Here is a 20,044-nt window from a genome sequence, read left to right on the forward strand (position 1 = left end):
GGGGTTCCTTTCACATTGCGGCATAGCCGCCATCCACGGGATAGACGCTGCCGGTGACGAAGGACGCGCGGTCCGACAGCAGCCAGGCGGCAAGTTCGCCAACCTCGGTCGGCTCGCCCCACCTGGCCAGCGGCGTGCGGGTGACGATCGGGTCGTTGCGGGCGGGATCCTCGCGCAGGGCCTGCGTCATCTCGGTCGCGATCCAGCCGGGCGCGATGGCGTTGACGCGGATGCCGTCCGCCGCCCACTTGCCCGAGAGCGCCTTGGTCAGCTGTGCCACCCCGCCCTTTGAGGCCGAATAGCCCGGCACCAGCGGCCCGCCAAAGAAGCTGAGCATCGAGGCCGTGTTGACGATCGCCCCGCCGCCCGCGGCCAGAAGGTCGTGCGCCGCAAGGCAGGTGCGCATGGTTCCGGTCAGGTTGACGTCGATGACCTTCTCGAAGACCTCGATCTCGTATTCGCGCCCGCGCATCAGGATGCCCGCGCAGTTGACCAGACCCTGCAGGCTGTCGAGCCCGTCGAAAAAGGCGCCCACCTGCGCGGTGTCGGTCACGTCCAGCACGGCGGTGGCGACCTCGGGCCGGGTGGCGCGGAAGGCGGCGACCTCGTCTTCGCTGACTCCGGTGGCGGTGACCCGCCAGCCGTCGCGCTGTAGGGTGGCCGCGATGCCCGCCCCGATGCCGCGTGTGCCGCCGATGATGACTGCGTGATTCATGCGGTGTCCTTGCTTAGAAAATCCTCGACCGCCGCGCGACGCGGCATCGGGGCGACGGCCCCGTAGCCCTGCGTCGACAGGGCGGCGGCGGCGTTGGCATAGCGTGCGGCGGCAAAGGGATCGTCCCCGTCCACAAGCCGCGCCAGGAAAGCCCCGTCAAAGGTGTCGCCCGCAGCGGTGGCATCCACCGCCGTCACCTGGCGCCCCCGGATGCGGCGGCGATCGTCGGGCGTGGCGACCAGCGTGCCCTCGGCCCCGAGGGTCAGCGCGACGATCCCGGCCCCGAGGTGCAGGTAGAAATCCGCGATGGCGTCGGGATCGTCCAGGCCGGTCAGCTGCTGCGCATCCTCGTATCCCGGCAGGGCGATGTCGCACTGGGCCATGGCCGCGTGGATCACCGCCCGCGCCCGGTCCAGCGGCCAAAGCTTGAGCCGCAGGTTGGTGTCGTAAGACACCCGGCCGCCCGCCGCCCGAACGACGGCGATCGCGTCAAAGACCGCGTCCGCCGCGCGGTCGGAAATCGCCTGGCTGATGCCCGAGACATGCAGCACCCCGGCCTGCTGCAACGCGACGCGGGGCAGGTCGTCGGGCCCCATGCGGCTGCTGGCGGACCCGGCGCGGAAATAGCTGAACTGGTGGCCATCCGCGCCGTGGGTGACAAAGTAGACCCCGGTGTGCGCGTCGGTCACCTGTCGCACGGTCGATGTGTCGATGCCTTCGTCAGCCCAAAGCGCCATGAAGCTGTCGCCGAAGGCATCGGCGCCGATATGGGTGACATAGCCGACGCTGGCGCCCTGCCGGGCAGCAGCGATGGCGCAGTTCGACGTGTCGCCGCCGTGGCCGGGCAGGTACCGCCCGTCGGGCTGCTGGTTGAACTCCAGCATCGGTTCGCCCAGGCAGAGGATCTTGGCAGACATCGCGGGCGCCCTCAGATCCGGCCGTACTTTGCCAGACCTTCCTTCAGCGATCCGCTGTCGATGATCAGCTTGGCCTGTTCGGCTTCGCGTTCGTCGATCTCGATCGCCATCTTCAGCACCTCTTCGGCATGGGCGATCGGCACGCAGACCACCCCGTCGATGTCGCCGACGATCAGGTCACCGGGGTGCACGATCACGCCACCCATGTCGACCTCGACATTCGCGGCCAGCGTCTTGGCATGGCCGACGGTGGTGCCGGGGCAGACGGTGCGGGAATAGACCGGGAAGTCATAGTCGCGGCGGATTTCGACGATGTCGCGGACACCGGCGTCCAGCACGGCAGCCTCGTGCTTGTTGGCGACGGCCCCGGCGGTCATCAGGCCGCCCCAGACGGCGACATCGATGCTCTGGTTGGTCGAGATCACGATGACCGACCCGGGATCGGATGCGTCGATCACGTCAAGCGCGTGCTGCGGCGGAAGGGCTTCGTCCGTCGGGCCTTCCAGCACGGTGACGGCAGGGCCGACGATCTTGGTCTCGTTGATCCGGGGGCGGATCTGGTGGTTGAGGAAGCCGGGCTTGCCCGCCACCTTGTCCACCGCATCGGCGACCGAGGCGATGGCGGTTCCACGGAATCCGGCGATCAGGTCTTCAAGTGTCATGGTCATGTCCTTTGAGTTCAGGGTTCGGGGGACCAGCGGTTCACCCAGTTGACGGGGGGCTGGCCTGACAGCACGCGGGCGATCTCCTCGGCCGCCTTGCGCTGCAAGAGCGCGACCGACCGTTCGGAATACCAGGCGTTGTGATCCGACAAGAGCGTGTTCGGCGCGGCCATCAGCGGGTTGCCGGGGCGGATCGGTTCGACCTCGAAGACGTCGATGCCGGCGCCGAACAGGCGGCCCTCGGTCAGGGCTGCGGCCAGGGCGGCTTCGTCCACCAGCCCCCCGCGCGAGACGTTGATGACGATGGTCGTGGGTTTGACGCGGGCCAGCCGGTCGGCGTTCAGGATGTGGCGGGTGTCGGGTGTCAGCGGCGCGTGCAGGCTGATGACATCGGCGGTGGCGCAGAGCGTGTCCATATCGGTCAGCTTGACCCCGGCGGCGCATGCGGCGTCTTCCGACATGAAGGGGTCATGGACCAGCACGCGGGCAAAGCCGAAGGCGCGGAACTTGGCCAGCGTGACCAGCCCGATCCGGCCGCAGCCGATCAGCCCCAGCACCGCGCCGTCACGATCGGGGATGGGCGCGGCCTGTCCGATGCCCCAGTGCCCGGCGCGCACTTCGGCGTCGCGGGTGACGACGCGGCGCTGCACCGACAGATAAAGCGCAAGGGCGTGATCGCTGACCTCATGCTCGGCACCATAGTCGGGGACGTTCGCGACATAGACGCCCCGGTCCCGGGCTGCATCCAGGTCGATATTGTCGGTGCCGACGCCATAGCGCACGACGACCCGAAGGTCCGGACAGGCCGCAAGTTCGGCCTGCCCGATGGTCCGTTCGCGGACCAGGATCCCCTGCGGGTTCAGATCCCGCAGGGCAGGGACCGCATCCACGCCCTCGCCAACCGCCACGATCCGTGCGCCCGCCGCGCCCAGAACGGAGGTTTCCGTGTCATAGGTCGCGTAACCGGGTTCCAGAACGGCGATGGTCGGCGTGGTCATGATACGGTCCCGCATGGATCAGAACTGGTCGCGATAGGCCTGAACGGCAGCGTCCAGCTTGTTCGGCCAGTCCTCGCCGATCTCGCCCACGACAAATTCCTTCACCGCCGGCTGCGCCTTTTCGCGGAACATCGCCTTCTGTTCGGGGCTGACGGCCACGACGGTCATGCCCTTTTCTTCAAGGATGGTGGTCGCATTGGCATCCTGTGCGGCGGTCATGCCGCGGTGGATGGTCTTGGCGATGTCCGAACACTGGGTGACGGCGACCTGTTCGGCCTTGGTCAACCCCTGGTAGAAGTCGTCGGACATCAGGTAGGCGTGCCAGCTGAAGACGTGCCCATCCAGCGACACGTACTTCTGGTTCTGGTAGAGCGAGGCGTTGACGATATTGGTCACGCCGTTTTCCTGACCGTCGACCACGCCCTGCTGCAGCGCGCCGGGCAGTTCGGGCCACGGCACCGGGGTCGCCGAGGCGCCAAGGCTTTCCACCAGCGTCACCCAGACCGGCGCGGTCATGACCCGCATCTTCAGGCCTTCCATGTCCTTGGGTTCGGCAATGGGGCGGATGTTGTTGGTAAAGTTGCGCACGCCGTTGTCGGCCGCGCCGAACATCCGGATGCCCGTCTTGTCCAGCATGTCGGCGGCCAGGTCGTCGCCAAAGTCGCCGTCCATCACCGACCAGGCCATCGCCTGATCGTCGAAGAGGTAGGGCAGGGCGAGCACCGAGAAGGGCTTGTACATGGCCGAGATCGGTCCGTCATGCACGACGGCCATCTGGATGGTGCCCAACTGCAGGCCCTCCATCACCTCGTTGTCGCCGGCCAGCTGGCCCGCGGGGAAGATCTGCACATCGATCGACCCGGCGGTCTTGCCCTCGACACAGCTTTCAAAGGCCAGCGCCGCGGCGTGTTTCGGGGAACTGAGGTCGGCCGACTGGAAGTGCGCGTATTTCAGATCCTTGGCGACGGCGGCCTGCCCGGCCACGGTCAGGGCGATTGTCGCAGTCGCGGTAAGCAGTTTTGACATGGTTTTCATTGGTTTCCTCCCTTGCATGTCAGTTTGAGAACCCGAAGAACGTCGGGACAAAGGTGCTGATGCCTGGCACCAGGATGACCAGAAGCAGCACGATGAGCTCGGCCGCGAGAAGCGGCAGAACGGCACGGGACAGCGCGTCGAGGCGCAGCTGGCCGACGCTGGCGATCACGAAAAGCACCGGGCCGACCGGGGGCGTGACCATGCCGATGGTCAGGTTCAGCACCAGCATCATGCCGAACTGAAGCGGGTCGATCCCCGCGCCATAGGCGATCGGGCCCAGCACCGGCGTCAGGATGATCAGCGCGGGCAGGGTGTCGATGAAGAACCCGCAGACCAGCGCGAAGGCGGCCAGGATGAACAGCACGCCCAGCCGCGTGTCGGTGACCGAGGCGACCATCCGGGCCAGGTCCTGCGGGATCTGCAGATAGGTCAGCAGCCAGGCAAAGATCGACGCCATCGCGATGATCAGGAAGACCGACGAAGTGATGATCGCGGCGCGGGTGAAGGCAACGTAGAGGCCGCGCAGGGAATAGGCGCGCAGCACCAGCCCCAGCAGCAGCGCATAGGCCGAGGCGACCGCGCCGGCCTCGGTCGGGGTGAAGACGCCGAAGATGATGCCGCCCAGGATGATCGCGGGCATGACCAGCGCGGGCAGGGCGGCAAGCGCGCTGCGCGACAGTTCAGCCCTGCCCGCGCGGGTGTCACGGCCGCGATAGCCATGCCGCGTCGACACGATGTGGTTGGCCAGTGCCAGGGCAAGCCCCAGCAGCACCCCCGGCACGATCCCGGCCAGGAACAGCCCCGCCACGGTCACGCCATTGGTCGAGATCGCGAAGATCACGGCCAGGATCGACGGCGGGATGATCGGCCCGATCGTCGCCGTCGCGGCCGACAGCGCGCCCGCGTAATGCTTGTCATAGCCCGCCTCGCGCATCATCCGCATGACGATGGCCGACGGCCCCGCCGCATCGGCCAGCGCCGATCCGGAAATGCCCGCGAACAGCATCGACACCAGCACGTTCACATGCCCCAGCCCGCCGCGCAGGTGGCCGACCAGCGCGTTGGCAAAGTTCAGCAGCGCCCGGGTCAGCCCGCAGGCGGTCATCAGTTCCGACGCCAGGATGAAGAAGGGCACGGCCATCAGCGGAAAGCTGTCGATGCCCGCGAACATGCGCTGCGTGGCGACCAGCGGGTTCAGGCTGCCTTCGATGAAGATCGCCGCGATGCCCGCCACGCCCATGGTGAAGGCCACGGGCACGCCCAGGATCAGGGTCGCGAAGAACAGAAGGATCAGGGTCTTCGCCATGGTCACGCGGTCTTGTCGGGGGTCGGGACGGGGGTGTCATCGGGCGCGGCATCGGCGAGGAACTCGAACTCCTCGCGGACGAAGCGCGCGGCGAAGAGCACGAGGTGCAGCAGGAACAGCCCGCAGCCGATCGGGATCGACAGGTAGGCGACCCCGCGCGGCATGCCGGTTGACATGGTTTCCTTGTTCCAGCCGAACTGCACGAATTCCACGCCCAGCCAGAACATCGTGGCCATGAAGACGAACATGATGACCACGGCCAGCCACCGAAGCGCCCGGCCAAAGGCGGGCGATCCGAGCGAATGCAGCGTGGTGATGGCCACCAGCCGCCCTTCGCGCAGCGCCAGCCCGGCCCCTGCGAAGGCACCCAGGATCATCAGGTGGCGTGCGGCCTCTTCGACCCAGGCGAAGGACTGCCCGAAGCCATAGCGGCCGACCACGTTGACAAAGACGATGGCAAAGACGGCGGCCAGGACCAGCGCGACCAGCACGCGGTTCAGGACAACCAGTATGGCTTCTGCACGGGCCAATCGCTCCTCCCCTAGCGGTATCTCGATGCAGAATCGAAACTGGCATACTGTATGCCAGTGTGTCAATCATTGTATATTGTATGCCAGTTTGCTATTCCGATCAGGCCGCCGAGGAGTTGAGATGAAAGCGCTTATCAGACCGAAATCATTGACGGAAACAGTGGCCGAGGCGCTGCGGGACTGGGTCATCTCGGGCGATATGGAGCTGGGAAGCCAGCTGTCGGAGGCCAGAATCGCGCAGGATTTGTCGGTTAGCCGCACCCCGGTCCGAGAGGCGATCAACCGGCTTGAGATGGAGGGGCTGCTGACGGTCGAACCGCAGCGCGGCACCTTCGTCTTCTCGCTCGCTCCGGAGGAACTGGCCAAGCTTTGCGATGCCCGGCTGAGCCTTGAATCGGCGGCGCTGAGCTTTGCGATGCAGGCCGATGCGCCACGTCTGGCCGACCGGCTGTCGGCCTGTGTCGACCAGATGTCACGCGCCCGGGCGGCGGATGACGTGCCGCTCTACTTGCGGCTCGATTCCGAATTCCACCAGATCCTGATGGAATGCTCGGACAACCGGTTTCTGACCGACGCCTACCAGACCATCGCGCAAAAGATGGCCGCCCTGCGCAACAGGCTGGGGCGGCATCCCGACCACATGGCCAAATCCTATCGCGAACACCAGGAGCTGTGCGAGGTCATCGCGCGCGGCGACGAGGCAACGGCCCAGTCCATCCTGCGCGCCCATATCGGGCGCAAGGAAGGATCCTATTGGGAAATGGCGATCAAGGACTGACGGTCAGAAGTCGCCCGGGGCGCATTGCAGGCAGGTCAGCCCGGCGGCGCGCCAGAAATCCACGACGGACCGGCGGTCGTCGACGACCAGCCACGGGGCATAGCCGTCGGCGCGGATCCGGGCCAGCGCGCTGCGCTTGACCTCGGGGTCGGGGTCGCGGTCTTCCTCGGGGCGGCGCAGGTAAAGCGCGTCGTGGGCGATGCCCATGGTCTCAAGCCAGTCGAGGGTGCGGTGCCGCCAGCCCTCGGGTCGCCCCGAACACAGAACGATCGCATCGCCCTGCGCCTTCAACCGCGACAGCAGCCGCGCCACGGGTTCGATCACCGGCGCCACGGCCATGGCATCGTGAAAGTCGTCCCACTTCTTGGTTTCGCCATGCACCAGGTGACCCAGGCGGTCGGCGTCGAATTCGGCCAGGGTTCCGTCGATGTCGAAAATCACGCAGTCCATCGGGTGGGCCCTGTCTTTGGTCATGTCGTGGTCGCTGTCTTTGGCCATGTATCGGGGTCTCCTGTCGGGTCGGCCTCGTGCCAGCCCCCGGGGACGGGCACGAAGAGGATCGGGGTGGTGTTGCGCGGGGACGGGCCGAAGGGGTCGTGGCCCAGCAGGTGGCGGGTCGCGCGGATCACGCCGGAATGGGCGACGAAGACCGGCAGCCGGTCTTGGTCGGTTTGCGTCAGCCCGTGGCTCAGCGCCCGGGCGACGCGGTCGATCATGTCGGGCCAGCCTTCGCCGCCTTTGGGAGTGCTGGCACGGGGCGGAAGATCGGCAACCGGCAGGCCTTCGAAATCGCCCCAGTCGCGTTCGCGCAGATCCGCCAGCGTCACGGCGGGTCGTCCGGGGAAGGCCAGGCGCGCGGTATCCTGCGCGCGATCCTGCGGTGACACGAACAGCGTGACCTTGGGCCAGGGGCGGTTGGCCAGGGCGGCAGCGCCCGCGCGGCCTGCATCGGTCAGCTGTGCTTCGGTCCGCCCGGCGATCCGCCCGTCGCGGTTGGCGTCGGTTTCGCCGTGCCGGATCAGCACGAAGCGGCGAGGGGGCAGGGTCATAGCGGCAGCCTTTCGTTCAGCAGCAGGCGCGCCCGGAACCGCGATTCCAGCAGGTAGTCCTCGGGGCGGTCACAGAAGAGCGGCGCGAAATGCCGCGCGCCAAGCCGGTCGATCATGGCGATCTGGTCGCGCAGCGGCGGGTGCACGTTCCAGCGCAGGTACTGGCCGCCGTGCGCGGCGATGGCGCGGGCGTGGGCGGTCATGTGGCCGGTGAAGATCACGGTGGCCGCCCGGCCCAGGCGCCCGGTGTCGCGCCAGCCCTGCACCAGTCGCCAGGCCATTCCGGCGTCGGCATTGGGCGTGTCGCAGATCAGGAACCGCGCCGCGGGATCAAAGGGGGCGTCGATCAGCGGCCGCAGGGCCGCGGCCCCGTCGGCAATGCCCCCGCTGCGCAGCATCACGTCCAGCGCGGCGCGGCAGGTGTCGTCCAGCGTCACCGATCCGCGCGGTGCCAGGTGCAGCGCGAGTTCCCCGGCGCGGCCCGAAGGGGGGACGGGAAACAGGTGCTGTTCGGCAGTGCTGGCATCCAGTGCGGCGTCCAGCGCGGCGCGCCGGTCGGCCTGCGGGACATCGCCCAGATGGTAGGAGCAGTCGATCAGCGCGACCTCGGCCCGGGGTGGCGGATCGAAGGCGAACCAGTGCGATTCCTCGGACCAGTCGCCCGAGAAGAACAGCCCCCCGCCAAGCGCCAGGTGCAGCCAGACCCCGCCGTGGGCATGGCCATTGCGCCCGGTCGTCACGACCGTCCCGCTGATCCGCGTGGTGCCATGGTCGGGCAGGGGATGCAGATCGGCCCCGGGGGGCAGGGCGCGCGCGGTGGTGGCGGTGCAGTGGATCGGCAGGCCCGCGTTGATCGCAAAGCCCGCGCCGCCGATATGATCGATGTGGTCATGGGTGATCAGCACCCGGTCCGCGCCCGCAAGCCAGGCGGGATCGAAGGGCGACGACGCCTCGGGGCCCGCGCCGACATCAAGCAGCCAAAGCTCTTGCCCGGTCCAGACGCGGATGCAGGCGGGGCCCTTTTCGCCCAGGCCCGACAGGACCTCGACCCAGGGGGTGTGCAGCTGTCCGGCGTCAGGCATGGGCGGGCTCGCGCGCGGGGGCGGCGGGGCTGGCGGGATCGTGGAAGGCCCAGGGGGCGGTGATCCGCAGGCCGACGTGATCGCCGGGCGCGGCGCGCTGCGGCGACATCGCGACAAGGTCTTCGCCCCCGGTGTCCAGCCGCAGCCGGAACCGCCCGCCGAGGTAGGTGCAGCTGAGCACGCTGGCCCGCACCCCACCTTCAGACAGCAGGGTGATATCCTCGGGCCGGATGCTGAGATGGCTGATCGCGCCGGTCCGGGCGCGGGCGGTCAGGGTCTGGCCCATGGCCACGACCGGAAGATCGCGCCCGGCCAGCGGCCCGGCAGCCTGCGCCGATACCACCGCGCCGTCGCCAAGGAACCCGGCGACAAAGCAGTCGGCAGGTTCGGAATACAGCACCTCGGGCGCGGCGAACTGGCGGATGCGGCCCGCTTCCATCACCGCGATCCGATCGGCCAGCGCCAGGGCTTCGCCCTGGTCGTGGGTGACATACAGCATCGTCGCCCCGGTGCGCTGATGGAAATTCGCAAAGGCGTCCTGCATCGAGGCGCGCAGCGCCAGGTCGAGGTTGGCCAGCGGTTCGTCCAGCAGCACGGCCCGGGGTTCGGCGACAAGACAGCGCGCCAGCGCCACCCGCTGCCTTTGCCCGCCCGACAGCTGCGACGGCGCGCGGTCGGCAAAGTCGGTCAGCCCGGTCAGCGCCAGCGCCTCGGCGACGCGGGCGCGCCGGTCGGCCGGTTTCAGGCCCCGGACCTGCAGCGGATAGGCGACGTTGCCTGCCACGCTCATGTGCGGCCACAACGCATAGGACTGGAAGACGATGCCGACACCCCGGTCCTCGGGCGGCACGAACCGGCCCGGTCCGGCCACCATGTCGGCGCCCATGTGCAGCGTGCCGGCGGTCGGTTCCTCGAACCCCGCCGTCAGGCGCAGCAACGTGGTCTTGCCGCAGCCCGACGGCCCCAGCAGCGCCACGAATTCGCCTTCGCCGACGCGGGCGTCGATGGCATCCAGCGCCGGGGCGGCGGTGCCGTCAAAGCGTTTGGTCAGCCCGGAATAGATCAGCTCTGCCATGGCACGACTCCTTTCGGCAGGCGGCGCGCGGCCAGTTGCACGCAGCCCATGAGACAGACGATGAGGACGACGATCGACATGGCGAGGGCCGAGGCCATCACCGTCTCTCCGCTGTCTTCGAGGTTGTAGATGACGACGCCCAGGGTTTCGGTCCCCGAGGACCACAGCAGCGCCGACACCGTCAGTTCGTTGACCGCCGTCAGGAACACCAGGATCGCCCCCGCCGCTGCCGCCGGGGCCGCCAGCGGCAGCACGATGGTGCGCAGGCGACGACCCAGGCGGGCCCCGGCGGCGGCGGCGGCTTCCTCCATTGCCGGATCAAGCTGGCTGACCGAGGCCTGGACGGGCCGCAGCATCACCACCAGGAACCGGGCCAGGTAGGCGGCCAGGATGATCCAGATCGTGCCGTAGAGCGTCAGGTCGGTGAAGGGCAGGTCGATGAAGGCGAGGATGCAGGCGATCGACAGCACCACGCCGGGCAGGGCATAGGGCAGGTCGACCAGCGCATCGACGCTGCGGGTCAGCCGCGACGGACGCCGCGCCATCAGCCAGGCCAGCGGCAGGCTGACGGCCATCAGGATCGCCGCCGCTGCGGTGGCCAGCATCAGCGAGTTCACATAGGCCCGGCGGGTGACGGGCTGGACGAACAGCGCCTCGACCCAGGCCTTGAAGGTCAGCGTGTCCAAGGTCAGCGGCACCCCGTAGGCCGGGATCAGCGAGGTGAACAGCAGGGCGGTCAGCGGCAGAACTAGGATCGCCGCGATGAAGGCCCACAGCGCGATTTCCACGGGAAGCCGGCCGCCTTTCAGCACGATCGACAGGGGTTGGCCCGACAGGCCGACCAGCCCGTAGGACCGCCGCGCCAGCAGCCAACGGCCCAGCAGAACGCCCAGGATCGCGACCACGCCGATGATCAGCGCCAGCACCGCGACCTCGGGCAGGACCGAAGGGCCGAGTCCGACAAGCCGCTGGTAGATCAGCGTCGGCAGGGTGGAATAGCGGGCGGGAATGCCCAGCATCGCCGGAATGCCGAAATTGCCAAGCGCGGTGACAAAGGCCATCGCGGCCCCCGCGCCAAGGGCCGGCAGGCTAAGCGGCAGCACGATCTGCGCCCAGACCTTCAGGCCACGCGCGCCGGACATCCGGGCGGCCTCGACCAGGTCGGCGGGGATCTGGCGCAGGCCCGCGCGCAGGGTCAGGAAGACGATCGAGGCATGCTGGATGCCGAGAAGAAGAATGATGCCGCCGGGCGAATGCAGCGGCTGCGGCGATCCAAGCGGCGGCGCGATCCCCAGCATCCTGAGCAACACGGACGACGGCCCCATGACCTGCATCCAGGCCAGCGCGGTGATCTGCGGCGGGATCATCATCGGCACCATCAGGCAGAAGACCAGCGCCGCCTTGCCGCGCACGTCGGTCAGCGCGACGAGAAAGGCGAAGGCCGCCCCGATGAGGATCGAGATCAGCGTGCCGCCCGCGGCGGTGACCAGCGAATGGATCAGCGCGGTGCGGGTGCTGTCACGGGTCAGGACGGTGGCCAGGTGATCGCCGGTCAGCCCGGATCCGACGCCCACGCCTTCCAGCAGCAGGCGTACCACCGGGCCAAGCGCGATCAGCACCACCGGCACCAGCAGTAGCGACAGCAGCCGGCCTTCCGACCGGCTGCTGTTCCTGTGCGTGAGAGAGGCGATCATTCGACGCCGAAGGTCTTGGCGAAGCGGTCTTTGTTGGCCTCGGTGTCGGCCAGTGCCTTGGCCGGATCGAAGGCCATCAGGGTGATATCGCCGCGCTGCGGGAAACCTTCGGGGCTGGCGACGCCGTTGCGGGCGGGGATGTAGCCCTGCGTCACGATCAGTTCCTGGCCCTGCTGCGACAGCAGGAAGTCGACGAACTTCTGCGCGGTCGCGTTGCCTTCGGCCTTCTTCATGATGGCGACGGGTTCGGTCACGTAGGACACGCCTTCCTCGGGGAAGACGAACTCGACCGGAGAGCCTTCGGCCTTGGCACGCAGGGCCATGAAGTCGACCAGCACGCCATAGGGTTTTTCACCCGCCGCGACCGCCTTGAAGGTGCCGCCGTTGCCGCCCTGGGCCAGCGTCTCGTTGTCGGCCAGCGCCTGGTAGTAGTCCCAGCCAAGGGTCTCGTCACCGGTCAGCGTGGCCAGGTGGATCAGCGCGGCGCCGGAATACAGCGGCGACGGCATGGCGACCATGCCCTTCATCTCGGGCTTGGCCAGGTCTTTCCACGAGGTCGGAACCTCGGCCGCGCCGGTGTTGTAGACGATGCCGGTGGTGATCAGCTTGGTCGAATAATAGTAGCCGTCCGCGCTGTAGAGCGCCGGGTCATAGGCCTCGGCTTCGGGGGATTTGTAGGCGGCCAGCTGACCGTCCTGGGCCAGCGCCTCGAGCGTCACGGTATCGGCGATCAGCAGCACGTCGGGCTGCGGGTCACCGGCGGTGATTTCGGTCTGCAGGCGGGCCATCAGGTTGGTGGTGCCGTCACGCACCCATTCGACCTCGACACCCGGGTTGGCGGCCATGAAGGCATCCACGGTCGACTGGGCGTCGGCATTGGGCTGCGAGGTATAGAGCGTCAGGCTTTCGGCCTGTGCGGCCAGCGGCAGGGCCAGCGCGAAGGACAGAGAGAGGAGGGGACGAAGCATGGGGAACTCCTGAAGGATTCACTTTCGTTCGAAAACGAACGGCTTCGTGCCATTCGTCGACGCCCTGTTACGGATGCCGCGTAACAGCGGTGTGACGGATTTGCGTAACTCTCATGAACCCATAAATATATGGCGATCTTGGGGTTTTGACGCTGGACAGGACGGGCAACGCCGATCCATCCTTGGGGCAATCACAGACGCCAATCGGTTTTCGAACGAAATGACCATTGATGAAGGCGCCCGCCGCCGCGACCAGATCGTCAACCTGCTGTCCGCCTACGGAGAGCTGTCGGCCAAGGCCATGGCCGACATGCTGGCCGTGACGGTCCAGACCGTGCGCGCCGACCTGCGCGCCCTGGATGACGCCGCGCTGGTACGTCGCCGTCATGGCAGTGCGCGGCTGGCGGTGCCAGCGGAAAACATCGGCTACCTGCCCCGCATGACCGTGTCGCGCAGCGAAAAGGACCGGATCGGCGCGGCGGTGGCGGGCCTGCTGCCCGAGGGCGCCTCGGTCGCGCTTGGCACCGGCACCACGGTCGAGGCGGTGGCGCGGGCGCTGGCCGGTCATGCCCGGCTTTCGGTCGCCACCAACAACCTGCACGCGGTGCTGGCCCTGCGCGCGGCCCCCGGCATCACCGTATCACTGGCGGGCGGTCAGGTGCGGATGCGCGACCTGGACCTGATCGGCGCCGAGGCCAGTGAATTCTACGACGGGCTGCGGATGCAGTTCGCGGTCTTCAGTGTCGGCGGTGTCTCGGCCGAAGGCGATCTGCTGGACTTCAACATGGATGAAATCCGCGCGCGCCGCGCGATTTCGGGCTGTGCGACGCACCGTATCCTGGTGATCGACCATGCCAAGATCGGGCGCGATGCGGGCTTTGCCATGGGCCACCTGGGCGATCTTGATACCGTCGTCTGCGGCAGCGCGATCCCGGATGATCTGGCCCGCGCCTGCGCGGCGGCCAACACCCGCATCGTCCTGGCCTGATCAGAGCGTGCCGCGTTTCGCCAGTGCGGCGGCAAGGGTCAGGCCGGTGGCGACTTCGTCGACGGAAAAGGGCGGGCCGCTGCGCAGGTAGTTGATCGTGCCAAGCGTCCGGCCCTGCGCCACCACGGGCAGGTTCAGCACCGCCAGCAGACCCAGATCGAGGATCTTTTCGTGATCGTCGAAGGCCCAGGCGATGTCGATCGGGCCGTAGCCGCAGTTGTGCTCCTGCGCGATCAGCACCTTGTCGCCCCAGGGCGTAGACCGCTTGGGTTTGCGGCCGCTGACCGGATAGGCGGCGGTGTTCGTGGAATAAAGCCGTTCGACCTCCATCGTGTCGGGGTGGAACCGCATGGCAGTGAAAAGGCCGTTGTCGATCGTGTCGTTACAGATCGCATAGGCATCGTCCAGCGGGACAGAGGGGTCGGACAGGGGAAGCAGGTCGGTCATGTGGGGGTTCCGGTTGGGGTCAGGACTGGCCGGTGGCCGCAGTGCCCGCACGGCGGGGATCGGCGACGGCGGTGGCGCCGGTGTCGTCGCGCATGGCCAGGCAGATGCCGCCGGCCATCCAGGTCATCTCGGGCCAGGGTTCCAGGTCATGGCCGCGCGCGCGCAGATCCGCGACCTGCGCCGGGTCGAGGTCGGATTCAAACAGCACCCGGTTGGGGTGCACGCTGTGCGGCGCAAAGCTGCCCGGGAAGGCATAGGTGGCAACGCGGGGCGCACGCACGGCCTCGTCTGCGGTCATCCCGCCGTCCAGCAGATGCAGCAGCACCTGGATCATCGCCTGCACCTGCACGTCGCCGCCCGGGGTGCCAAGCGCCAGCCAGGGCTTGCCGTCCTTCAGCGCCAGGATCGGGTTGGGCGTCAGCCGGGGCCGCTTGCCCGGGGCCAGCGCGTTCAGGTGGCCGGGGATGCTGCGCGACTGCGACCCGCGCGACGACACCGACAGCCCGGTGCCGGGGATCACGACCGTGTCGTAGCTGGGATCGCTTGGCGTGGCGGAAAAGATGTTGCCCGCGCCGTCGATCACGCTGACATGGGTGGTATCGGCACAGCCGACGCGGAAGGGCGCGGCGCTGTCGTCATCGGGCCCGGTGGCGGGGCCGGGGGCGGGCAGGGGGTCCGAGGTGTCACCGATGCTGGCCAGCCGGTCGGCCAGGAACCCGGGATCCAGCAGCGCCTCGGGCCGGATCTGCATGTAGTCGGGGTCGGTGACATGGGCCTCGCGGTCGGCAAAGACACGCTTCAGCACCTCGAGCAGGAAGTGCAGGTTCAACCGGCCGTCGCGCCGCGCGGCGTCACGCCCGGCGGCTTCGATCATCGCCAGTGTCTCGGCCATCGAGATCCCCTGGCACCAGGCGCCGCAGCAATGCACCTGCGCGCCCCGGAACGAAATCGGCAGCGAGGGTTCGCTGCGCACCGCATAGCCCGCCAGGTCGGCGGCGGTCAGCAACCCGCCGTTTTCGGCGTGAAAGGCGGTGATCTTCTGCGCCACCGGCCCTTCGTAAAAGGCGGCACGCGCTGCAGCCAGCCCGGCGCGGCGGTCACCGGGGCAGGCGGCTTCGGCGTCGATCATCTGCGTCAGCGTCCAGGCGAGGTCGGCCTGCACGAAGATGTCGCCCGCGCGGGGTGGGGTGCCACCGGGCAGGAAGATCGCGGAGGTCGAGGGGAAGCGGGCGTATTTCTCGTGCCGCGAGGCAATGAAATCGGCCAGCAGGGGATAGACCTCGAACCCGTCGCGGGCGGCGGCCAGGGCCTCTTGCGTGACCTCGGCGAAGGTCATCGTGCCGTGATCGGACAGCGCCTTGATCCAGCTGGCAGGCGCGGCGGGGATCACCGTGCGCAGGATGCCTTCGGGCACGTGATCGCCATGGTCGCGATGCATCCGGTCGACATCCGCCGCGGCGGGCCAGCCGCCCACGCCGTCCTGCGTGGTCACCGCGCCGGTCGCCGCGTCATACATGATGATGGGCGCGACGCCTGCCACGGACACGAGGTCGGGCTGCACCACGCCCAGGGTCAGTCCTGCGGCCACCCCGGCATCCACCGCATTGCCCCCCGCCCGAAGGATCCGTTCGGCGGCCTGCGTTCCCAGAGGGTGCCCGGTGGCAACTGCCCAAGTCTTCATCTTTCGGTTCCGCTGCCCGTTCTTGTTGATATATTTCCGATGTTAGATCGTTAACTACGTAGTTGACAAGTCGAAAGCTGAGATATTAGCGTTGTTATATGAGCATGACGCCCAACAAACTGTCACTTGAGCCGCTGCTGGCCCATTGGGAAGCCGCCGAGGACCGGCCGGTGAAGTATCAGCGCCTGACCGAGGCCTTCGCGGCCTGCATCCGGTCCGGCGCCTATGCGCCCGGCGGCCACCTGCCGAAAGAGACCGAGATCTGCGCCGCCCTGCCCGTGGGCCTGTCGACGGTGCAGAAGGCGCTGGCGCAGATGGTCGAAGAGGGGCTGGTGGTGCGGCGGCGCAAGCTGGGCAGCTTCATCGCCGAGGCCAGCAACCAGGTGCCCGAGGTCCACATCTACCGCTTTACCGATCCGGCCACGGGTGAAGAGATGATGCCCTTCACCCGCGTGCTGCGGGTCAGCCGGGTCCAGACGGCATCCTTCGGTCCGCTTCTGGCCGATTTCGACGCGGACGAGGTGATGCGGATCGACCGGCTTGTCTGGGTGACGGGCGAATCCCCGGCCTTCAGCAGCTTCTTCATCCGGTGCGAACACACCGAGGACATGCCCGACGAACGCACTGAAACGCTGCACGGCGCCTCGTATCACCGGATCCTGTGGGAACGCTATGGCATCCGCATCGCCCGGGTCCGCCACGCCGCCTGCGCCGATCTTCTGTCGCGCACCGCCTGCGATGCGCTCGACCTGGCGGCGCCGCATGTCGGGATGCTGTGGGATGCCTATGAATTTGACCGCGATGATCGGCTTCAGATCGTGCAGCGGTTCGAACTGCCGCGTGGGCACAGGCCCATGCAACTGGTGGAACGCAAGTCGGTCCTGTGACGGACCATCCCCTACAAACAACAACAGTGGAGATACTGAGATGAAAAAGACCCTGATGATGACCGCGGCCCTGTCGCTTCTGGCCGCGCCCGCCTTTGCCGAATGGAACCCCGACGGGCCGATCCGCCTGTGGATCGGCTATGGCGCCGGCGGTGGCACCGACGTTCAGGGCCGGACCCTGGCGAAAGAGATCGAGGCCCTGCGCGGCTGGAAGGTCCTGCCCGAGAACAAGGCAGGCGAAGACGGCACCGTGATGTCCGCCCAGCTGAAGGGCGAAGCCGCCGATGGCCAGACCCTGGGCTTCGCGATCACCACAACCTACGACTTCGCGCCGATGAACAGCGACAACCTGTCACCCGAGGACTTCACCTACATCACCACGACCGCCGGGTCGCAGATGGCGGTGCTGGCCCGTGCCGAAAGCGGCTGGCAGTCGCTGGAAGACCTGAAGGCTGCGGCCGATGCGGGCGAACAGATCGTCTGGGCCAACTGGGGCACGCAGGTCGAAGCGGGCGCCGAAATCGTGGCCCGCGCGCTTGGCATCACCGTCAACCACCTGCGGACCAAGGGCGGCAAGGGCGCGCTGAACGCGCTGGTGTCGATGGACGCGAATGTCGGTTGGGGCGGTGGCGTGCAGAAGCCGCTGGTCGAAGCCGGCGTGCTGAACATCCTGGCCTCGGCCGAAACCACCCCGGTGGCGCTGGCGCCTGAAAAGCCGACGCTCAAGGATGCGGGTGTCGATCTGAACCTCGGCTACCAGTACATCATCACCGCCCCCGCGGGCCTGCCCGATGAGATCCGGGACGAGATCGCCGGCGTCGTCGCCGAGATCCTGAACAATCCCGAAAGCGAAACCCGCCAGTTCATCGAAAAGCAGTACCCGCCGGCGCCGATCGTCACCCAGGGAGCAGCGCTGCGCGAGCAGATCCTGACCACCTATGACGCCAACGTCGACATGATGAAGGCCCTCGCGGAATGACCAGCCGTCCCGCGGAAGATCAGGCCGACACAGGACAGGCCACACCGGGCCAGGGAGGCAGCTGGAACCTCTGGCTTGGCCTCGGCACGCTTGCCTTCGTTGTGCTCTGTCTGCTGGTCTGGTTTCCGCGGGACATCGGCAGTGGCTTTCTGCAAAAGAACCTCACCGGGCGCACCGTGCCCGGGGATGCCTTCTTTCCGGTGCTGCTGGTCGGGCTGATGGTGCCGCTGGCGGTGCTTCTGGTGCTGTCGCAACTGCGCCCGCGCGCCGGATCGACGGGCGAACCCGTGGGCCATATCGGCCTGTCGAACCTTGGCTTTCTGGGCCAGATCATCCTGCTGACCGGCGTGTCGCTGATGGCGATGAACTGGGCCGGCACCGGGCTGGTCGCGCTGACCAATGCCATCGGCCTGACCGCGTTCAGCGGCTACCGCGCGGCCTCGGCCACCTTTCCCTTCGACGTGTCGGGGTTCTTCGCGGGCGGCGTGCTGCTGACCTGCGGGTTCATCCGCATCACCTGTCACCGGCTTGGCCTGCGCCATATCCTGGTCGCCATGGCCGTTGTGGCGGGACTTATCCTTCTATTCGACGGCCTGCTGAACGACATCCAGCTGCCCCCGAACGCCGACCTCTGAGGCCCCCGTATGGATCTGCTGTTTCAATATATCGGCCTTGGCGTGTCGTCGGTCTTCCAGGGCCCCGAGGGTGGGCTGTGGCTTTTGCCCGTGGGCATGGTGCTGATCGGCGTGCTGGTGGGCATCATCATCGGCGCGGTGCCGGGGATGTCCGGGCCCTTCGCCATGGCGATCGCGCTGCCCATCCTCGTGTCGATCTTCGGCTATGGGAACGAGGCGCTCTATCCCGTGCTGGGCTGCCTGCTGGGCATCATGAAGGGCGCGACCGTGGGCGGGGCCGTGCCCGCGATCCTGTTTCGCACCCCCGGCACGCCGGATGCCTTTCTGACCACGCTTGACGGCTATCCGATGGCGCAGAAGGGGCTGGGCCGCAAGGCGATCCAGACGGCGCATTTCTCCTCCGTGCTGGGCGACAACTTTTCCGACCTCGTGCTGTTCATCGCGGCGCCGGCCATCGCGCTGGCGGTCGAACGCATCCTTGGCCTGCCCGAGAAATCGGCGCTGATCATCCTGTCGCTGTGCTTCATGGCGGCCGTGGTGGGGCAGGCGCCGCTCAAGGGGCTTCTGGGCGGGTTGCTGGGCATGTTCGTGTCGCTGATCGGGTCGTCGATGTCGGGCAACGGCCCGCGCCTGACCTTCGGCATGCCCGAACTGGGCAACGGGTTGCCGCTGACCTCGGCGGTGCTGGGGGTGCTGGTGATCTCCGAAGTGCTCGTGTCGATCGAGGATATGCGCAACGACCGGTCCGGCCGGACCGAGGGGCCGACCAAGCGCCCCGAGATGGGGCCGCGCCTGACCTGGGGCGAACGGGCGCGGATGCTGCCCGGCATCCTGCGCGGCGCGTCCATCGGGACGGTGATCGGCGCGCTGCCGGGGATCGGCACGACCACCGCCGCGACGCTCAGCTATGACAGCGCGCGGCGTGCCTCGAGGCACCCCGAACAGTTCGGCAAGGGCACGCCCGAAGGGGTCGTCGCCACCGAATCCGCCAATTCCGCCGTGTCGGGCGCCAACCTGATCCCGGTGATGAGCCTGGGTATCCCGGGCAATTCGGCGGCGGTCTTCATCATCCTCGCGGTGGAAACCATCGGCGATTTCGCCTTCGGTCCGCAGGTCTTCCAGTTCACCCCGATCCGCGAGATCGAGGGTTTCGACACCATCATGAACGCGGGCCTCGTCACGGCCTTCGGCATGTTCACGATGATGGTCATCGCGAACTTCTGGAACTGGACGCTTGGCGGCATGCTAATGGGTCTGCTGGGCCATCTGGTCAAGATCCCCAAGTCGATCATCCTGCCGGTGATCCTGACCGTGTCGCTGACCGCGGCCTATACGCAGGACGGCGGCTATCTGGGCCTGCTGACGGCGGCGGTCTTTTCGCTGATCGGCTATGGGCTGCGGCGGCTCGACGTGTCGATCCTGCCCTTCGTCATCGGCTTCCTGCTGGCACCGACGCTGGAAGGGCTGGTGCGCGGCGCCTTCACCGCCTCGGGCGGCGATCCGTTCTTCCTGCTGAAATCGCCCATTGCCCTTGGCATGCTGGCGCTGTCGGCCTTCCTTCTGATCCGCATGGTGCGTCAGGCCCGCCGGGCCTGATCCCACCCCCCAATTCCGAAAG

General features: G+C 67.7%; 21 protein-coding genes. 6 read left to right on the top strand and 15 right to left on the bottom strand.

From position 1 onward, the window contains the following. Positions 1 to 10: 10 nt before the first annotated feature. Genes E4S58_RS16825 through E4S58_RS16855 form a run of 7 tightly spaced genes read right to left on the bottom strand, consistent with a single transcriptional unit; the run spans position 11 to position 6,163 of the window. The gene (locus E4S58_RS16825) at positions 11 to 715 is read right to left on the bottom strand and encodes an SDR family NAD(P)-dependent oxidoreductase (RefSeq protein WP_136637633.1); all 705 of its coding nucleotides are present in this window, start codon (positions 713 to 715) and stop codon (positions 11 to 13) included. Then, positions 712 to 1,632 (bottom strand): sugar kinase, encoded by a 921-nt coding sequence (locus E4S58_RS16830; RefSeq protein ID WP_136637634.1) that lies wholly within the window; start codon positions 1,630 to 1,632, stop codon positions 712 to 714. The genes E4S58_RS16825 and E4S58_RS16830 overlap by 4 nt, the downstream gene beginning before the upstream one ends. Before the next feature lie 11 nt (positions 1,633 to 1,643). Next, positions 1,644 to 2,294, bottom strand: a complete 651-nt coding sequence (locus tag E4S58_RS16835; protein ID WP_205965413.1) for an RraA family protein — start codon at positions 2,292 to 2,294, stop codon at positions 1,644 to 1,646. A gap of 17 nt (positions 2,295 to 2,311) precedes the next feature. Further along, positions 2,312 to 3,292, bottom strand: a complete 981-nt coding sequence (locus E4S58_RS16840; protein WP_136637636.1) for a C-terminal binding protein — start codon at positions 3,290 to 3,292, stop codon at positions 2,312 to 2,314. 18 nt (positions 3,293 to 3,310) lie between these two features. Beyond that, on the bottom strand, positions 3,311 to 4,318 hold the full coding sequence (locus E4S58_RS16845; RefSeq protein ID WP_136637637.1) for a DctP family TRAP transporter solute-binding subunit: 1,008 nt from the start codon (positions 4,316 to 4,318) through the stop codon (positions 3,311 to 3,313). A 28-nt stretch (positions 4,319 to 4,346) separates the two neighbouring features. Beyond that, the gene (locus E4S58_RS16850) at positions 4,347 to 5,633 is read right to left on the bottom strand and encodes a TRAP transporter large permease (protein ID WP_136637638.1); all 1,287 of its coding nucleotides are present in this window, start codon (positions 5,631 to 5,633) and stop codon (positions 4,347 to 4,349) included. 2 nt (positions 5,634 to 5,635) lie between these two features. Next, positions 5,636 to 6,163 carry a TRAP transporter small permease gene (locus E4S58_RS16855; protein ID WP_169052714.1) on the bottom strand — a complete coding sequence of 176 codons (528 nt, stop codon included), beginning with the start codon at positions 6,161 to 6,163 and terminating at the stop codon, positions 5,636 to 5,638. 121 nt (positions 6,164 to 6,284) lie between these two features. Between E4S58_RS16855 and E4S58_RS16860 the strand changes: the two genes are divergently transcribed. Further along, complete coding sequence (locus E4S58_RS16860) at positions 6,285 to 6,941, top strand: GntR family transcriptional regulator (RefSeq protein WP_169052715.1); 657 nt, start codon at positions 6,285 to 6,287, stop codon at positions 6,939 to 6,941. Between the two features lie 3 nt (positions 6,942 to 6,944). On the opposite strand, the gene E4S58_RS16865 is transcribed toward E4S58_RS16860, so the two are convergent. The 6 genes from E4S58_RS16865 to E4S58_RS16890 are packed head-to-tail and all read right to left on the bottom strand — an operon-like array spanning position 6,945 to position 12,809. Continuing rightward, positions 6,945 to 7,439, bottom strand: coding sequence for a phosphatase domain-containing protein (locus E4S58_RS16865; RefSeq protein ID WP_240789596.1), 495 nt, complete (start codon positions 7,437 to 7,439; stop codon positions 6,945 to 6,947). After that, the gene (locus E4S58_RS16870; protein ID WP_136637641.1) at positions 7,412 to 7,990 is read right to left on the bottom strand and encodes a histidine phosphatase family protein; all 579 of its coding nucleotides are present in this window, start codon (positions 7,988 to 7,990) and stop codon (positions 7,412 to 7,414) included. The genes E4S58_RS16865 and E4S58_RS16870 overlap by 28 nt, the downstream gene beginning before the upstream one ends. Then, positions 7,987 to 9,072, bottom strand: coding sequence for an MBL fold metallo-hydrolase (locus E4S58_RS16875; RefSeq protein WP_205965414.1), 1,086 nt, complete (start codon positions 9,070 to 9,072; stop codon positions 7,987 to 7,989). The genes E4S58_RS16870 and E4S58_RS16875 overlap by 4 nt, the downstream gene beginning before the upstream one ends. Continuing rightward, entirely contained in the window at positions 9,065 to 10,147 is a 1,083-nt protein-coding gene (locus E4S58_RS16880; protein ID WP_136637642.1) for an ABC transporter ATP-binding protein, read from the bottom strand. The genes E4S58_RS16875 and E4S58_RS16880 overlap by 8 nt, the downstream gene beginning before the upstream one ends. Further along, the gene (locus E4S58_RS16885; protein ID WP_136637643.1) at positions 10,135 to 11,841 is read right to left on the bottom strand and encodes an ABC transporter permease; all 1,707 of its coding nucleotides are present in this window, start codon (positions 11,839 to 11,841) and stop codon (positions 10,135 to 10,137) included. The genes E4S58_RS16880 and E4S58_RS16885 overlap by 13 nt, the downstream gene beginning before the upstream one ends. Then, a complete protein-coding gene (locus E4S58_RS16890; protein ID WP_136637644.1) occupies positions 11,838 to 12,809 on the bottom strand; it encodes an ABC transporter substrate-binding protein in 972 nt (323 codons plus the stop codon). The genes E4S58_RS16885 and E4S58_RS16890 overlap by 4 nt, the downstream gene beginning before the upstream one ends. 220 nt (positions 12,810 to 13,029) lie before the next feature. Between E4S58_RS16890 and E4S58_RS16895 the strand changes: the two genes are divergently transcribed. Next, the gene (locus E4S58_RS16895) at positions 13,030 to 13,797 is read left to right on the top strand and encodes a DeoR/GlpR family DNA-binding transcription regulator (protein ID WP_136637645.1); all 768 of its coding nucleotides are present in this window, start codon (positions 13,030 to 13,032) and stop codon (positions 13,795 to 13,797) included. On the opposite strand, the gene E4S58_RS16900 is transcribed toward E4S58_RS16895, so the two are convergent. Together E4S58_RS16900 and E4S58_RS16905 are read right to left on the bottom strand one after the other, a co-directional pair. Next, entirely contained in the window at positions 13,798 to 14,244 is a 447-nt protein-coding gene (locus E4S58_RS16900) for a GAF domain-containing protein (protein WP_136637646.1), read from the bottom strand. A gap of 19 nt (positions 14,245 to 14,263) precedes the next feature. Then, positions 14,264 to 15,925, bottom strand: a complete 1,662-nt coding sequence (locus E4S58_RS16905) for a gamma-glutamyltransferase family protein (RefSeq protein WP_136637647.1) — start codon at positions 15,923 to 15,925, stop codon at positions 14,264 to 14,266. A gap of 104 nt (positions 15,926 to 16,029) precedes the next feature. Here E4S58_RS16905 and E4S58_RS16910 point away from each other — a divergent pair, with 104 nt between their 5' ends. Genes E4S58_RS16910 through E4S58_RS16925 form a run of 4 tightly spaced genes read left to right on the top strand, consistent with a single transcriptional unit; the run spans position 16,030 to position 20,022 of the window. Continuing rightward, positions 16,030 to 16,812, top strand: coding sequence for a GntR family transcriptional regulator (locus E4S58_RS16910; RefSeq protein WP_240789597.1), 783 nt, complete (start codon positions 16,030 to 16,032; stop codon positions 16,810 to 16,812). A 40-nt stretch (positions 16,813 to 16,852) separates the two neighbouring features. Then, positions 16,853 to 17,791 carry a tripartite tricarboxylate transporter substrate binding protein gene (locus E4S58_RS16915; protein WP_136637649.1) on the top strand — a complete coding sequence of 313 codons (939 nt, stop codon included), beginning with the start codon at positions 16,853 to 16,855 and terminating at the stop codon, positions 17,789 to 17,791. Further along, positions 17,788 to 18,426 (top strand): hypothetical protein, encoded by a 639-nt coding sequence (locus E4S58_RS16920; RefSeq protein WP_136637650.1) that lies wholly within the window; start codon positions 17,788 to 17,790, stop codon positions 18,424 to 18,426. The genes E4S58_RS16915 and E4S58_RS16920 overlap by 4 nt, the downstream gene beginning before the upstream one ends. A gap of 9 nt (positions 18,427 to 18,435) precedes the next feature. Further along, positions 18,436 to 20,022, top strand: a complete 1,587-nt coding sequence (locus E4S58_RS16925; protein ID WP_136637651.1) for a tripartite tricarboxylate transporter permease — start codon at positions 18,436 to 18,438, stop codon at positions 20,020 to 20,022. The last annotated feature ends 22 nt before the right edge of the window (positions 20,023 to 20,044 follow it).

The sequence above is a fragment of the Pseudooceanicola onchidii genome (genome assembly GCF_004959925.1).
In the GTDB taxonomy this organism is placed as follows: Bacteria; Pseudomonadota; Alphaproteobacteria; order Rhodobacterales; family Rhodobacteraceae; genus Pseudooceanicola; species Pseudooceanicola onchidii.

What these genes read in the sequence shown, in the direction of transcription:
- E4S58_RS16825 (WP_136637633.1), bottom strand. Translation starts at nt 715, where the DNA reads ATGAATCACGCAGTCATCATCGGCGGCACACGCGGCATCGGGGCGGGC.
- E4S58_RS16830 (WP_136637634.1), bottom strand. Translation starts at nt 1,632, where the DNA reads ATGTCTGCCAAGATCCTCTGCCTGGGCGAACCGATGCTGGAGTTCAAC.
- E4S58_RS16835 (WP_205965413.1), bottom strand. Translation starts at nt 2,294, where the DNA reads ATGACACTTGAAGACCTGATCGCCGGATTCCGTGGAACCGCCATCGCC.
- E4S58_RS16840 (WP_136637636.1), bottom strand. Translation starts at nt 3,292, where the DNA reads ATGACCACGCCGACCATCGCCGTTCTGGAACCCGGTTACGCGACCTAT.
- E4S58_RS16845 (WP_136637637.1), bottom strand. Translation starts at nt 4,318, where the DNA reads ATGTCAAAACTGCTTACCGCGACTGCGACAATCGCCCTGACCGTGGCC.
- E4S58_RS16850 (WP_136637638.1), bottom strand. Translation starts at nt 5,633, where the DNA reads ATGGCGAAGACCCTGATCCTTCTGTTCTTCGCGACCCTGATCCTGGGC.
- E4S58_RS16860 (WP_169052715.1), top strand. Translation starts at nt 6,285, where the DNA reads ATGAAAGCGCTTATCAGACCGAAATCATTGACGGAAACAGTGGCCGAG.
- E4S58_RS16865 (WP_240789596.1), bottom strand. Translation starts at nt 7,439, where the DNA reads ATGGCCAAAGACAGCGACCACGACATGACCAAAGACAGGGCCCACCCG.
- E4S58_RS16870 (WP_136637641.1), bottom strand. Translation starts at nt 7,990, where the DNA reads ATGACCCTGCCCCCTCGCCGCTTCGTGCTGATCCGGCACGGCGAAACC.
- E4S58_RS16875 (WP_205965414.1), bottom strand. Translation starts at nt 9,072, where the DNA reads ATGCCTGACGCCGGACAGCTGCACACCCCCTGGGTCGAGGTCCTGTCG.
- E4S58_RS16880 (WP_136637642.1), bottom strand. Translation starts at nt 10,147, where the DNA reads ATGGCAGAGCTGATCTATTCCGGGCTGACCAAACGCTTTGACGGCACC.
- E4S58_RS16885 (WP_136637643.1), bottom strand. Translation starts at nt 11,841, where the DNA reads ATGATCGCCTCTCTCACGCACAGGAACAGCAGCCGGTCGGAAGGCCGG.
- E4S58_RS16890 (WP_136637644.1), bottom strand. Translation starts at nt 12,809, where the DNA reads ATGCTTCGTCCCCTCCTCTCTCTGTCCTTCGCGCTGGCCCTGCCGCTG.
- E4S58_RS16895 (WP_136637645.1), top strand. Translation starts at nt 13,030, where the DNA reads ATGACCATTGATGAAGGCGCCCGCCGCCGCGACCAGATCGTCAACCTG.
- E4S58_RS16900 (WP_136637646.1), bottom strand. Translation starts at nt 14,244, where the DNA reads ATGACCGACCTGCTTCCCCTGTCCGACCCCTCTGTCCCGCTGGACGAT.
- E4S58_RS16905 (WP_136637647.1), bottom strand. Translation starts at nt 15,925, where the DNA reads ATGAAGACTTGGGCAGTTGCCACCGGGCACCCTCTGGGAACGCAGGCC.
- E4S58_RS16910 (WP_240789597.1), top strand. Translation starts at nt 16,030, where the DNA reads ATGACGCCCAACAAACTGTCACTTGAGCCGCTGCTGGCCCATTGGGAA.
- E4S58_RS16915 (WP_136637649.1), top strand. Translation starts at nt 16,853, where the DNA reads ATGAAAAAGACCCTGATGATGACCGCGGCCCTGTCGCTTCTGGCCGCG.
- E4S58_RS16920 (WP_136637650.1), top strand. Translation starts at nt 17,788, where the DNA reads ATGACCAGCCGTCCCGCGGAAGATCAGGCCGACACAGGACAGGCCACA.
- E4S58_RS16925 (WP_136637651.1), top strand. Translation starts at nt 18,436, where the DNA reads ATGGATCTGCTGTTTCAATATATCGGCCTTGGCGTGTCGTCGGTCTTC.